This is a genomic window from Zophobihabitans entericus (assembly GCF_011745665.1).
GTDB classification, from domain to species: Bacteria; Pseudomonadota; Gammaproteobacteria; order Enterobacterales; family Orbaceae; genus Zophobihabitans; species Zophobihabitans entericus.
Genome location: NZ_CP050253.1, coordinates 37,569 through 51,178, shown reverse-complemented (window position 1 = coordinate 51,178; position 13,610 = coordinate 37,569). Strand labels below are relative to the sequence as shown.

12 protein-coding genes are annotated in these 13,610 nt (G+C 36.8%); 5 read left to right on the top strand and 7 right to left on the bottom strand.

Annotation, left to right across the window (positions count from 1 at the left end):
• The first annotated feature begins 16 nt into the window (after positions 1-16).
• The gene (locus tag IPMB12_RS00230) at positions 17-1,666 is read left to right on the top strand and encodes an ATP-dependent nuclease (protein WP_166913799.1); all 1,650 of its coding nucleotides are present in this window, start codon (positions 17-19) and stop codon (positions 1,664-1,666) included.
• A 36-nt stretch (positions 1,667-1,702) separates the two neighbouring features.
• Complete coding sequence (locus IPMB12_RS00225; RefSeq protein ID WP_166913797.1) at positions 1,703-2,032, top strand: hypothetical protein; 330 nt, start codon at positions 1,703-1,705, stop codon at positions 2,030-2,032.
• An 84-nt stretch (positions 2,033-2,116) separates the two neighbouring features.
• Here the strand turns inward: IPMB12_RS00225 and IPMB12_RS00220 are convergent, their stop codons facing one another.
• The 4 genes from IPMB12_RS00220 to IPMB12_RS00205 all read right to left on the bottom strand — a co-directional run bounded on the left by IPMB12_RS00220 (position 2,117) and on the right by IPMB12_RS00205 (position 4,978).
• Positions 2,117-2,740: a DUF4326 domain-containing protein gene (locus IPMB12_RS00220; protein WP_166913795.1), complete on the bottom strand. Its 624-nt coding sequence runs from the start codon at positions 2,738-2,740 to the stop codon at positions 2,117-2,119.
• Positions 2,740-3,198 (bottom strand): DUF488 domain-containing protein, encoded by a 459-nt coding sequence (locus tag IPMB12_RS00215; protein WP_166913793.1) that lies wholly within the window; start codon positions 3,196-3,198, stop codon positions 2,740-2,742. Before IPMB12_RS00215 ends, IPMB12_RS00220 begins: the two co-directional genes overlap by 1 nt.
• Positions 3,191-3,895 carry a hypothetical protein gene (locus IPMB12_RS00210; RefSeq protein ID WP_166913791.1) on the bottom strand — a complete coding sequence of 235 codons (705 nt, stop codon included), beginning with the start codon at positions 3,893-3,895 and terminating at the stop codon, positions 3,191-3,193. The genes IPMB12_RS00215 and IPMB12_RS00210 overlap by 8 nt, the downstream gene beginning before the upstream one ends.
• A gap of 207 nt (positions 3,896-4,102) precedes the next feature.
• On the bottom strand, positions 4,103-4,978 hold the full coding sequence (locus IPMB12_RS00205; RefSeq protein ID WP_166913789.1) for an integrase domain-containing protein: 876 nt from the start codon (positions 4,976-4,978) through the stop codon (positions 4,103-4,105).
• An 819-nt stretch (positions 4,979-5,797) separates the two neighbouring features.
• On the opposite strand from IPMB12_RS00205, the gene IPMB12_RS00200 reads away from it, so the two are divergent.
• Entirely contained in the window at positions 5,798-6,016 is a 219-nt protein-coding gene (locus IPMB12_RS00200) for a helix-turn-helix domain-containing protein (protein ID WP_166913787.1), read from the top strand.
• Here the strand turns inward: IPMB12_RS00200 and IPMB12_RS00195 are convergent.
• Complete coding sequence (locus IPMB12_RS00195) at positions 5,981-6,232, bottom strand: helix-turn-helix domain-containing protein (RefSeq protein WP_166913785.1); 252 nt, start codon at positions 6,230-6,232, stop codon at positions 5,981-5,983. The two genes, IPMB12_RS00200 and IPMB12_RS00195, sit on opposite strands and share 36 nt — an antisense overlap.
• Positions 6,233-6,375: 143 nt before the next feature.
• Between IPMB12_RS00195 and IPMB12_RS00190 the strand changes: the two genes are divergently transcribed.
• Positions 6,376-6,588 carry a helix-turn-helix domain-containing protein gene (locus tag IPMB12_RS00190; protein WP_166913783.1) on the top strand — a complete coding sequence of 71 codons (213 nt, stop codon included), beginning with the start codon at positions 6,376-6,378 and terminating at the stop codon, positions 6,586-6,588.
• 585 nt (positions 6,589-7,173) lie between these two features.
• A complete protein-coding gene (locus IPMB12_RS00180) occupies positions 7,174-9,792 on the top strand; it encodes an autotransporter outer membrane beta-barrel domain-containing protein (protein WP_166913781.1) in 2,619 nt (872 codons plus the stop codon).
• Between the two features lie 273 nt (positions 9,793-10,065).
• Here the strand turns inward: IPMB12_RS00180 and IPMB12_RS00175 are convergent, their stop codons facing one another.
• Both IPMB12_RS00175 and IPMB12_RS00170 read right to left on the bottom strand, forming a co-directional pair.
• On the bottom strand, positions 10,066-11,859 hold the full coding sequence (locus IPMB12_RS00175; protein ID WP_166913779.1) for an ABC transporter ATP-binding protein: 1,794 nt from the start codon (positions 11,857-11,859) through the stop codon (positions 10,066-10,068).
• A gap of 183 nt (positions 11,860-12,042) precedes the next feature.
• On the bottom strand, positions 12,043-13,545 hold the full coding sequence (locus tag IPMB12_RS00170; RefSeq protein WP_166913777.1) for a multicopper oxidase family protein: 1,503 nt from the start codon (positions 13,543-13,545) through the stop codon (positions 12,043-12,045).
• Positions 13,546-13,610: the final 65 nt, after the last annotated feature.

The following is a 13,610-nucleotide window of genomic DNA, read 5'->3' as shown; positions in this document are numbered from 1 at the left end:
TTCATAGGGATACCAAATGAAACTTGCTGCATTATTAATTTCTAATTTTAAAGGAATCTCCGACGAAGTAACAATTTTGATGGATAACATTGTTGTTTTGATTGGACCAAATAATTGCTGTAAGTCTACAATTCTGGACGCATACGAAGCGTATGTATCAATGGGGTCGGCATTAAGTATAGAATATTTTCATAATCAAGATAGTAGTAATACTATCTTGATTACTGGTGTTTTTGTTGATATTACAGAAGAAGATCAAAAAACAATTGGTCAAGAGTGGGTTTTAGCTAATGATCCTAATTTTGGAACTTGTGCTAAGTTTCAAGTCCGTTGGGAAGCACCTAATGAAAAAGGACAAAAATATAGTTTCAGTAAAGATACTAATGATTGGAAAAAAGGAGGGGCTGGAGGTTGGGATACATTATTACAAAGTCGGTTACCAACTCCAATAAGAATCAACCCCAATGACGATTACGACTCCCTAGAAAAGATTGTAAAAGATCTAGTGTCTAAAAAAGTGTCAGAGAAACTCAAAAATGATAATTCTAAATTAGCAAATATTATTGAAAAAATTGAAGATCTGGCTCAAGAAGTCAAAGTAGAGCTATCTGGTAATATTTCTCAAGTTAATGAAAAAATTCAAAGTGAGTTAAATAAAGTTTTTTCTGGTATTTCTGTTTCATTTGATTGCGGTGTTGGGAAGTTAAAAACAGAAGATATAATTAAAGACGGAAGTAAATTCAATATACAAAGTAATGGGTGTTCAACGTCCCTATCCAGTCAAGGATCTGGTGTTCAGAGAGCATTTTTGTGGTCAGCAATAAATGCTTTATGTAGTGAAAATTTATTTATTCAAAGTAAGAAATTGATAAGTAGTGATAAACCGAAAATATTATTAATTGATGAACCTGAAATAAACTTGCATCCAGCAGTTATAAAAGCTGCACGAAAAGCAATTTACGCACTAGCTGAAGTTGACGGCTGGCAAATTATTTGTACTACACACTCTCCAATATTTATCGATTTAGCACAAAATCACACCACTCTCATTAAAGTGTCTAATAGCCCTGATAAAATCTATTACTTTCAAACAGATAAAGCCAATTTCACAGATGATGAAAAGGATAATTTAAAAATGCTGAATAGATGCTGCCCTACAGTAAATGAATTTTTCTTTTATCAGAAATCTATTTTAGTTGAAGGTGATACTGAATATTTAGCATATCAATATCTTATCGATAAACTATCTTTAAACGATTCTCATTGTGTAATTAACTGTAGAGGAAAGGCTAATATTCCATCTTTTATAAAGATATTTAATCAATTTAAAGCGACAGCAATAGCTATCCATGATCTTGACTCGGAGTATGATAAAAGCGGACGTAAAAACCCAATGAGAACAATCAATATAAATATCAGAGAGGCAGCAGATCAAACGGAGGGAAGAGTTCAAACCGTTGTACATTATCCAGATTTTGAGGGATTCTATTTTAACGAGTCAATATCTAAGGATAAACCGTATAATTTAATGAAACACTTAAATTCAGACCACTTTGAAGAATCTCCTAAGTATGAACTTCTTCGAAATGCCTTAAGCTCTATTATTGATAACTCTCATTCAGGGTTATATACAGATATTAGTGAGCTTGAAAAACTAGATAGTTAAGTTGGGATAAGATGCCCTTACAACGAGGAAAGATGAATGAAATCAATATTAGCAATGACTGAATTTATAAGCCAAAATAATCTACGAACAGATTCATATGGAAACTGTGAATTTGAAGGATTTATTAACTACAAAAGTAAAATTAGAAATGCTTTTGAAAAAACAACAGTCAAGTTTATCCGAAATGGCTACCATGGTGGCAATATACAGCTCATGGAAAGTGGAGAATTGATCCCAGATAATTTTCATCTTGATTTATCAAGGGATTATCAAGCCTATGAATATAATACAAGTGATAATGCATTAATAATTTGGGGTAAGTCACAAAAAATGAGTGGTCGTTATCAAATAGTTATAACATTATAAATGTAATTAATATTGAAAAGTGCTCTCTAAGGCAAGCTGGAGCTAAAATCAAGACTGTGCTTATTTTATCCTATTAATTTAAAATTACTTTTCATCATCCCAAGAGTTTAAAAAATCAGCGATAACATCACCATGGCAAGCTTCAGGTTTACAAAAGCAACCTAGACGTTTTCCAGCAAGTTCATATACTTTATTTTTATCTCGATTCAATAAGCAATCATGTTCGAAATCATATTTGAATTTTCTGATTACATTTTCTCTAGGGGTTTCTCCTTTATCTAGATCTTCTACTTCATAGATTGAATAAGGATTTCCCCAATAAGATCCTCTGCCTATATATTCATATGTAGAGGTACTTTTTTCTGAGGTGTACTCAATTTCATTTTTTATATTTACAACCCGAGTGATGGCGATTTTAATATAACGAAGAGGAATATTTAAAGATTCTATCTGTTTTACCTCTTCTGGAAACTCTTCACCATCATCAAAAATAATTGCATGTGTGATATTATTTATTGACCAATTTGATAATTTTTTTATTTCCTTAATATGCATACTTTCTTTTGATAATCTGGAAATAAAATTATTAGAATCCTCTAAAAATAATATAGTCACAAGGTCTAACTTACTTATAATCTTTTCCACTTTACGAAAAAATTTTGAGTAACATTTAAATGATTTTGGGTAAAGCAATAAAATTTTATTCATTAATATAAATGCCTAACGTTCAATTTAAGGTTTGAATGTTCATTTAAATAATCAACAACTAACCGCCTATGACAGAAATGTGGTTCATGTTCACTACATAATAAACAGCTATTCTCTAATATCTTAGAAGATATTGATTTTTCCACATTACGTTGAGCCATCAAATTTAGAAATTTATCTTCATAAGCAAGCCAAGAAATATCACCTTTTTGATAAGGATTTAATATTTCTTTTGTTGGGGCTAATTCAGGTAAATGCATGTAATTTGTATTGCAGAGTTCTTTCAGGAAAAACTGAAGATCATCTTTTTTAGCAAATCCTGCTAGTTGAGAAATATTATTTAGTCGTACATCTAATACAGTAGCCACATTTGATAATTTTATAAAATTAAAAAATGTTTGAGCACTTTTTTTTGTAAATCCTATAGTATAAATATTAGCTACTATTTCTTTAGTCATATGCTCTTATTTCCTCATGAAAATTAGGATATGTATAAATACCATTAATCTGTAACCAATACCCACTCTTACCATTAGGTGATTGATAAGCACGGCTTAGTCCAATCCTTAAGTAAATAATCTCCTGATTAGAAATAAACTCTGTAATTTCATTTAGTTTTCCATTGTCTTGGTGCTTTTTAGCATAATCGTGAAAACCTCTATCAGTTATGGGTAGATAGCTAAATACTTGCCCATCATTATCTATCAAGGTGGCTTTGATTTTACCTGCTTTAAACTGATCTTCAAAAATACTTAGTTGTTTTGGGTTTATTTTAATTGTAATTATTGAGCAATGAACCTTTTGATTGCTAGGAATATGCTTTTGGCCTTTTTCAAAAGTAAAACCAAATCCTTTAGAGATTGAATTAGTTAAAGAATTCTCTAGAACCATTCTAAATTCCTCACTACTGCATGCTCGGCTAAAACCTAATTTTGAATAACTGGCATCTTCAACATGAGGGGCTTCTTTAGGTTTTTTAAAGTCAAGAACACCAACGAAGATTGCTCCTGGGTGTATTTTTAATGCTTTACATTTAGCACTTTTAATATATGGCATAGGACGAAAACATTCTCCTGTGCTTATATCAATAGCTGCAATACATACCTTTTCATCGGTGGAGAATCTTGTTAAATCTGTCACAATAATTTTTCTCATCTTATTCCCTTGTTTTGAAATTTTAATAAACAGATAGTTAATGAAATTATCAAAGCCTAAAATAAAAGCTTGCATTATATACAGTGTTGATTACGATAATCGGTATACATTTGAGCTTATGGTGTTATAAGTTACATGAAATTTATTTAATCGTATATATTTAAGGAAAATGATCTTAATTTCTTTAATTATCTGATATATAAAATTTTATTTTATTAAATTATAAACCCTCTCCACATATCTCCCACGCCCATCACCATGCCCCAAATCCATAGAAACTAAAGCCAATGATTCTTTATGACTAAAGCCTTTTTCTTGGTAATGCTGTAAAGCCCTTTGTGCCCACGCATAGCGTAAGCTATGTGGGGAGTATTCCCCTTTTAAATTTACCTTTATGGCTGTTCGTCGCCAGTAAGCCATAGCCGATTTTAAATCAGGTTTATCAATCAACTTACCTTTTTGTTCTTCCATTACCCTTAGCGCTTTTTGGATAGTCTGTTTAAGTAACTCAGCATTGAGAACCAGAGTCTCTCGTGGTCTACTGCCTTTTGTGCCAAACGTCACAGGTAATCGGGTTTGTTCTTTTTCTAACATAGTTAACCATGTTGTTAAAGACAGTGAGCATTGAACAGCTTCCTGAGAACGCAAACCCATCTGATAAGCGAGTTCCAGCGCGCAGGCAAAACCTTTATTAATCTGCACAGCCTGAATTAATACTTGTTCATAATGTCTATCAGAAATAGCCTTATGTGTGCCGTCTCTGTTGGCTTGGGATAGCCCTAAAGCCTGATTAGTCAGAATAGGCGACTCTGCTAATTTATGCCGTTCAGCCTGAACCAGAATAGAACGAATAGCCGCCATTTCATTTTGCAGCGTTCGTTTACCTATTCCTTGGGTTAAACGGTCTTGTATATAGTTAACAACATGCTTGGCTTTCAAATGCTTAACATGGTGTATTTGTATATTTAGTCTATACAAATTCTCACTCAATCTTTTAGCAATAGTGATTCGGCCATTCACTGTTTTAAAGCTCCCACCAGCCCGATAAGCCAGTTTTGTCATTTCGTCTTTTAAACTTCCCATAACTCTCCTTTAATTATCTACTCACTTAAAACATTGATTCTCTGGCGTACGGCAAATAACACATGGCTAAACAGCCATATACAACGAATGATACCGATACGCCAGAGCGGCAATGGTTGAGGTGTTGTGAGGTATCGGTTGTGCACTCTGTGCAGCCGCTTGCTTTCGCAAGTCATCCTCCAGACATTTATGTCTGCCTCGATATCAGATTCGCTTTACTCCTTATTGATTGATGGTTGAAATAACGCAAAATGGCGTGTGTCAGAAATCGCATACTTAGCCGCAAGTGTGAATACAAGGGCGTTTGTACGGTGTGTGAATGCGGCGTCACTTTTCGCGCTAACCGCTTTTAAAAGTGACGCCTTGGTGTCGTGTTCAGTGGCAACGCACACGCCGGTTATGTCTTAACGGCATTCACCAGACGTAGCGAAGCCACCACGGGGTACATATTTGCTAAAAGCAATGTGGTTATGTGAATCAGCAGACAGAATTCGCCTGTTGATTGAGTTTATGTATAAGAGGTCTCCAATCACATTAGTGATGCTGTTCTTTCAAGAGACACTTACAGCTAGAGGGATTGACCGCTATTGCATCACTTTCAGGTCATGTGATTTTTCTGTGCATGATTAAGATAACAAAGTGATGAATGGGTGAGGAGAATTAATTCAAAATGAAATTTAAAAATTAATTTAAGGGATTTGTCTCCTTAATTCTAAGCATATAAATCTGCTTAAAATTAAGGAGAGCGATTAAAAACAATTAGTTATTTGTGACTCATAGTCCGTGGTCTGATAAGCATCATTAATTGATACTGATCTCATGAAAAGAGCAGATCAAATAAAGTCCCTTTTCGGGCAGCGAGTTAAACAACTTCGCTTACAGGCTGGTATGTCACAAGAAGCATTTGCAGATAAATGCGGACTTGATCGTACCTATATTAGCGGTATTGAGCGTGGAGTCAGAAACCCTACGCTCGAAGTGATTAATACTATTGCTAATGGCTTAAACGTCAAACTTGACGTGCTTTTTCAGTTTTAGCTTTAACCGTCTGGCATATCTGGACGGCCATATCTCTTCTGGTGGTATCCCTAAAGCAGCCCCAATAATTTTTTCGCCCCTCGGCCATGGTCTAACAAGTGCATTTGCTAAGGTTGATGGTGCATAACCTTGTGCACGAGATACCTCTGCAAGGCTTGTATCCAGTTTTTTAAATGCTGCAATAATATCTGATGAATGCCAGTCTACTTTTTCCATATTGATGACTCCTTAATGAATTGCTAGATCCTCTAACTAGTCAAACTTACTATGTTGACTATAAGTAACATAATAGCATGAATTTTATAAAATGTGACTTATAGTCCGTGGTCTAATAATCAACATAGTGTGATATTTATCTGATGGAAAAGTCAGATAAAGTAAAAGTCCTTTTTGGACAGAGAGTTAGGCAACTCCGATTACAGCAGGGAATGTCACAAGAAGCGTTCGCAGATAAGTGTGGGCTTGATCGTACCTATATTAGTGGTATTGAGCGTGGCATAAGAAACCCAACTTTAGAAGTGATTAATATTATTGCTAAGGGTTTAAGCGTTAATGTAAAAGAACTTCTATAATTTGCCTGTTATTTAATCGCTTAGAGTGATTTATATCACAATATTCAATTAAATAAGTAAATGGGGGTTTTATTGGGGGTTTTAGCTAAAATTAATTATTTTATATTTAAATAAAACAATAAGTTAATTGAATAATTCGAATCCTCTCTCGCGACCAATTTTGAGAAACCTGCATTTATGCAGGTTTTTTTACGCCTGAAGTTTACCGAGGATGAGAACCTCCGAAGGAGGTTTGACAAAACTGTCGGGAACAGTTTTGAACGTTGCAGCGCAACGGCCCAAAGGGCGAGTATCAGGATGATACGAGTAATCCCTTTTGCTAACAGCTCTCAAGCCATTAACCAAGTTAGTAAGACATCTTTCAGCTTAATAGATGCATCATTTGGGGGTTTAATTGGGGGTTTTTATCATTCTCCTTTAATTAAGACACTCCCAGCGTTCAGCAAATAAACACCTTTTCAATTTCTTTTCAAAACAAGAATAATACCTATCCATTTTTTTACTTTTGTATAAGTAATGTTATAATTACGGCCAAAATCAATAATAAAAACTATTAAATAATAAAAACAACGGGTTGGATGAAAATTGAAATATCAAAAAAAGAGAAGTCCGCTGGCGATAGCGATTTTTGCTATTCTTTATAGTATTCCTTCGCATGCTGCCGTCGTAGTTCATGACAATAATGATACACTCGATTCTATCGTTGTTGCCGGTGCTGACGTTCACTCTATTCAGGATAATGGTTCAATTACTGTCGCTAATGAAGGTCAGGCCAAAATCAATGATTCTGTAGTACATGTTCGTCAGGGACAACTTGATTTAGGTAGTGGATCTAAAATCTATGCAACTGAAATGGGCACTAATTATCTTTATGGTCTAAGAAGTGGTTTTAATAATCTGATCACTTCTGTCCAGGCGGATAACCTCTATGTTTCCTTAGAATCTTCAAATAACGGCGTCATGCGTGGTAGTGGATATGTTTCCACTGTGGCGGCGGTTTCATCCGGGAACGTCACATCTAATCATGTCACATTGACAGGTCTCACAGAAAATGAACTCAATGTCGAAGATATGTATATCGCAATGGCATATTATGTTCGAGATAATGCTGCCTCAGCTGCTGTCGTACCTTCTGACAAAGTCACATTGACTGTTGAAGATAGCTTAATTAATTTAACTGCTAAAAATGTGACATATGCACAAGCTATTATTGCGTATAGTGGTGAAATTAATTTATTAGGTTCAACTGAGCTTAATATTATCGGTGAAGACGCGGTTACAGCATTTTATGGGGTTGGTATCAATAAAGGCGGAAAATTCAAATCAGAGGGTGACTTTCTTCTGACAATTCATGCCAAAGATAATGCCACAGAAGCCGTCGGAATTGAAGCCTATAATAAGGGCAGTATTGAGCTAAACAATACTGATATTACCATTCAAATGGATAAAAATGTTAACAATGTGGCAGGTCTTGTCTCTGCTTTAAACAGCTCATTGGTTACAAATGGTAAAACCTATATTGACTTTGTTAGCTCTGACGATCAGTTTTCTAGTAATACTTACTACGTACAAGCGTCAAACAATTCCTCTATCACGCTGAATGGTGATACTTTTTTAGGGCATGACAGAGAAAATAACGCGATTACAGCAATGACTGCTGATAATAATAGCTCGATTACGTTACAGAATGCTCGTCTTGTTGCTTATGGTAACTTTTTGGCTAGCAGCTCAGGCATTATTGATATTGCCGCTAATAGTGCATCTTATTTAAAAGGCGCAGCGACAAATAATGGTGGTACTATTAACTTTGATTTATCTGGCAACTCTGTCTGGGAGATGATGGGTGATTCATCAGTGACAGAACTTAGCCTGAATAATTCCTCTTTAATTTATAATCATGATGACGGGATCTTTAAAACACTGACAGTGACTACCGATTATCATGGTGATGGTGCAAAAATTACTTTAAATACCGTGCTTGGTGATGATACGTCGGATTCTGATAAATTAGTTATCACTGGTGATACATCAGGAACGACTGCTGTTAAGATTAATAATATTGGTGGTACCGGCGCACAGACTCAAAATGGTATTGAGATTATTGAAGTACAAGGTCAGTCAGATGGCGAATTTACTAAGTCTGGTCGTATTATTGCTGGTGCTTATGAGTACGACATTACCCGTGGTGATGGTGTAGCGACAAGCAGCAATAACTGGTATCTGACTAGTGGTGATCTGCAAAATCCTAATTTCCGTCCGGAAGTAGGTAGTTATTTAACTAACTTAGTCGCCAGCAATACGATGTTTAATTTAACATTTAACGATCGTGCAGGTGAACGTCAATACGTTGATATTGCTACCGGAGACGTGCGTACTACTACATTTTGGTTAAATCAACGTGCCGGTCGTAATAGTTACCTGAGTGGTTCTGAACAATTAAAAAATCGCAGTAACTATTTAGTCACTCAAATGGGTGTTGAAGCGGCGCATTTTACCTTAGCTAAAAAATATACCCTACATTTAGGTTTAATGGCTGGTTATGGTTATACACGTAGTCATACTGATTCCAAGCTCACTGGTTATCGCTCAACTGGTACATCTGATGGTTACTCTTTAGGTATTTATGGTTACTGGTTTGCCAATGATGAAGAGAAAACTGGCCTGTATATTGATAGCTGGTTCAACTATGCCTGGACTGATAATAAAGTATCTGGTGAAGGTCTGATGACGGAAACATACAAAATCCGTGGTCTGAATATGTCTCTGGAAAGTGGTTATGTATTTAAGTTAGATCAAAGTGATAGCGACTTTAAATATTATATTCAGCCAAATGCTCAGGTTATCTGGATGCATGCCCGTCCGGAAGGTCACATAGAAGAAAACGGTACCGTGATTAGCTATGATCACGATAATACGGTTGAAGGGCGCTTAGGTATGCGTTTTATGATGGAAGGATTATATAACGATATCGCTTATAAGCCGTTCGTTGAGACAAACTACATCATGCGCTCGACTAACTTCTCATTCAATATGGATGATATTACAGTTGAACAAAACGGTAGCCGTCATCAGTTCCAGCTAAAAGCCGGGATTAACGGCCAGTTTAATGATAACTTCTCTGCCTGGTTGAATCTTTCACACAATATTGGTTCGCATGATTATAAAGATTCTCGTGTATTGCTTGGCTTGAAATATGCGTTCTAGAGCTGGTATTAAGAAGCGAATGTAAATTGTTTATCAGAAAACCTGTTTGAGAACAGGTTTTTTTATACCGCCATGGTGGAGATTATCACTATTTAGGTAATGTGATTCTGAATCTGTTATCTATCTCACATAGGTCACATATCATATGTCGTTCAAACTCTTCTTTCTTTTCGGCTGGTATATCTATTATGCCTAAATTGTTTTTGTTGCAGGATGGACAGAGCACCTTTGCCTTAGGATCTTTCATCAGAATATCTGTAGTTTTTTCCCACGCTATTTATTTTGAATTTTCCCAATTTTATCAGTAATTTTATCAATATTTAAACTTCTGGCCATAGCGTTAAAGATTTCACTATAAGTACCGTTTTGTTCATAGAGCTCTTCATGCGTACCGCCTTCCATGAGTCTGCCGTCTTTCATCACGTAGATATAATCAGAATCGATGATTTGGGAAATACTGTGAGAAATAATAATCACTGTACGATCTTTTTTAATCGCGTCCAGACTATTTTTAATCTGTTCTGTTGCAATAGCATCCAGACTGGCTGTGGGTTCATCTAAAAAGATGATTGGTGGATTTTTAATAAACATTCTGGCGATGGCGATGCGTTGCTGCTGACCACCAGACAGTTCCAGTGCCTTAGATTGATACTGTTCGGGTAGCAGCATAATTTGATCGTGAATGAAGGCTTTTTTAGCAGCATCGACCACAGTGTCAAAATCGGCATTTGGATTACCATAGCGGATATTTTCTTCAATTGTACCGTTAAAGATATGGTTGCGTTGTAACACTAAGCCAATATTCTCACGCAGGAAATGAGTATCATATTCAGCCAGATCAACACCATCTAAATAGATCTGTCCGGAATCGGGGGTATAGAACTTATCTAACAGATTAATCAACGTACTTTTACCGGCTCCAGAAAGCCCCACTAACGCTGTAATTTTATTAGGTTCGATACGCATATTAATATCATGCAGGGCCTGCTTACCATTTGGATAAGTAAAATTAACCTGTTTGAGTTCGAATAAACCTTTGAGGTTTTTATTAATATACTGACCGGATGGTTCAGCTTCGTTATCTGCTTCCAGTATCTGAAAATAACTTTCGGCATAAATCAGACCATCATTCATTTCATCATAGATGCGATGTAGCTGACGAATCGGTGCCGATACGTTACTGAACAGTAAAATATGGAACATAATAGCCCCGATCGTCATCTGACCATTAAGCACTAAAAAAGCGGTTAGAATAATGATGAGTACTACTCCAAACTGCTCAATAAATGATTTGATGCCATCAAAAACAAAACTGATGTGACGGGTTTTCATCTGATTATCAGTTAACTCTTTTTGCAGAGTTAGTTGCTTAGTGGATTCAAGTTGCTCACGGTTAAAGGATTTAATCACCATGATTGATTCAATGATACTAATGATGCCCTGGCTTTTAGTCTCACGATAATCACGTTGTTTACGTCGCCAGCTGCCAAGCTTAAGTGCCTGTCTGTGAGTGACATAAAAATAGATCGGGATAATACAAAGTCCGATTAAGCCAACATAGAAGTTAGCGTAGAACATCATAATCAGCGCAATGATGGAGTTGGCAAACAGTGGTAAAATTTCAATAAAAAATATCTGTACGAGGCGTGTGAGACTTGCGATACCGCGGTCAATTCGGGTCTGTAGTCGTCCGGCTTCGTTATCGTTATCAGTATAAAAGGTTACCCGATAAGTTAAGATCTTTTCGATCATGGCTTGTGCTAAGTCCTGAGCCACCAGAATACGCAGGCGTTCCCCAAAGTACTTTTGCCCAAATTGTACAAAGGTATTGAGCACCTCTTTACCGAGCAAAATACAGGTAATCGTAATCAGTACGGTATAACCTGCTTTGAGTCCCTGACCATGATTGATAATCGCACTGATACTATCTACTGCATAGCGCAGTATCCATGCGTTAACCTGTGCAGTAAAAGCACCGACTAGAGTCAGAAATAGGGTAGCAACCACCAGTAACCTGTAAGGATGTACGAATCGGCGCAGTTTATGAAACAGATCAATTAAAGACATGATAACTTCTCAAATATTAACTTTAAATTACGTTACAGGTAAGAATATATTCTTATAACTATAAGTAATCAATAGAGATTTTCTAATCCTTTGAATTGGTAAAGATTATGAATTAAAGCGATTATCTTAAACTGGCAAAAAAGCGCACCTCAGTGCGCTTTGGATTCGACTTTAGCTGAATGATTAGATAACGTTGAGTTGTCCCATCATACCAAGCGTTTCATGTTCCAGAATATGACAGTGATACATACGAAGCCCTTTTAGATCCTGACGAATTTTAATACGTACAGTTTCATACGGTCTAAGATTAACGGTATCTTTATGCCCAATATAGTCTGGTAAACGTTTATCGCCATCAAGTTCATAATTAACGACAGTGAACTGAGTACCATGAATATGGAAGTTATGATCCATATGGGAGTTATTAAAGATTGTCCATTCTTCAACTTCACCTGCGTTACTGACTAGATCGATACGAGCCATATCGTGGGACTTTCCATTGATATAGAACTTCATACCGCTTCCCATTTTCATCTCTTCAGTATACTCAAGGTATTTAGATGCTGTAGCAGTGCCAAGCTGTGGCAGAGGGCGCAGTATTGACGGAAGTGTTGGTGCTTTTGATTCTGTCAGTCCCATTTCAGCCAGAAAGCGAGGGATTTCAATCACTTTTGGTCCCATTTTACCGCGATCATAGGCAAAAGATTGCAGCATTGCTGTTGCAGTTTGAATTGGTGTGACAATTACTTCTGCACGCTCACCCGGGCTTAGCAGTAAAATTTCAAGTGCATAAGGCTTTTCCATTAGGCCTCCATCGGTACCTACCAGTTGTACGTCACAACCCGGGAAGTTAAGGTTTAGATAACGACCGGAACAGGCATTCCATAACCGAACTCGGGTGGCTTCTGTTAAGGTGATTTTTGGCTGATGAGAGCCATTTAACAGCGTGAATTGGCCTTCACGACCATTCATCCAATCCATCATACTGTTATCAGCAATTTGGCCGTCACTATTTAATTTGAGATCGGAGAACAGCCACTGTTGTTCTGGCAGATGTACCAGAGGATCATTTTTAGCTCTGACAATCAGTGTACCAGCCAGCCCTCTAAAGGCTTGTTCTGCTACTGTTTCATGCCCATGCGGGTGATACCAGTAAGTCCCGGCACAGCCTTCCGGTAGCGTAAATGTATAGACGCGTGAACCACCAACCGGGATTTCATCCTGCGGATTACCATCCTGATCAGCGGGTACTGGTAAGCCATGCCAGTGAACGGTAGTAGGCTGTGGTAAATCATTTTTGACAGTAATTTTAATCGTATCACCTTCAAAAACTTCAATTGATGGCCCCGGAATAGAGTCATTGTAAGCCCAAAATTCTGTAGTAATTTCTGGTGTCAGAGTGACCTTTATGGGTCTGGCATGGAGTGTTGCCTCAAAAGTGTTAGCTTGCTGGCTGGTATTTTTGAGTAATGGGAGCGTAGGCAGTGGAGTGCCTGTTGGCAGGGCTGAAACAGGTAATAGCTTATTTTGTCCCATATGTCCTTGCATGGAGTTCATACCACCCATGTGTCCCATATTATGTCCGGTATTTGCGGGCATATTATGACCTGAATTAGCCAGAGCTCGCCCGACGATAGCTGTACTGACTAAAACGCCCAGACGCGTTAAAAAATTTCGACGATTCATATTAAATGTCCTATTAATTAAGTCGTGTTAAATATCCGTTTTACTCAGGATATCACCTTAAATAG

Excerpts from the sequence above, each read along its gene's own strand:
- IPMB12_RS00230 (WP_166913799.1), top strand. The coding sequence starts at position 17 with ATGAAACTTGCTGCATTATTAATTTCTAATTTTAAAGGAATCTCCGAC.
- IPMB12_RS00225 (WP_166913797.1), top strand. The coding sequence starts at position 1,703 with ATGAAATCAATATTAGCAATGACTGAATTTATAAGCCAAAATAATCTA.
- IPMB12_RS00220 (WP_166913795.1), bottom strand. The coding sequence starts at position 2,740 with ATGAATAAAATTTTATTGCTTTACCCAAAATCATTTAAATGTTACTCA.
- IPMB12_RS00215 (WP_166913793.1), bottom strand. The coding sequence starts at position 3,198 with ATGACTAAAGAAATAGTAGCTAATATTTATACTATAGGATTTACAAAA.
- IPMB12_RS00210 (WP_166913791.1), bottom strand. The coding sequence starts at position 3,895 with ATGAGAAAAATTATTGTGACAGATTTAACAAGATTCTCCACCGATGAA.
- IPMB12_RS00205 (WP_166913789.1), bottom strand. The coding sequence starts at position 4,978 with ATGGGAAGTTTAAAAGACGAAATGACAAAACTGGCTTATCGGGCTGGT.
- IPMB12_RS00200 (WP_166913787.1), top strand. The coding sequence starts at position 5,798 with ATGAAAAGAGCAGATCAAATAAAGTCCCTTTTCGGGCAGCGAGTTAAA.
- IPMB12_RS00195 (WP_166913785.1), bottom strand. The coding sequence starts at position 6,232 with ATGGAAAAAGTAGACTGGCATTCATCAGATATTATTGCAGCATTTAAA.
- IPMB12_RS00190 (WP_166913783.1), top strand. The coding sequence starts at position 6,376 with ATGGAAAAGTCAGATAAAGTAAAAGTCCTTTTTGGACAGAGAGTTAGG.
- IPMB12_RS00175 (WP_166913779.1), bottom strand. The coding sequence starts at position 11,859 with ATGTCTTTAATTGATCTGTTTCATAAACTGCGCCGATTCGTACATCCT.
- IPMB12_RS00170 (WP_166913777.1), bottom strand. The coding sequence starts at position 13,545 with ATGAATCGTCGAAATTTTTTAACGCGTCTGGGCGTTTTAGTCAGTACA.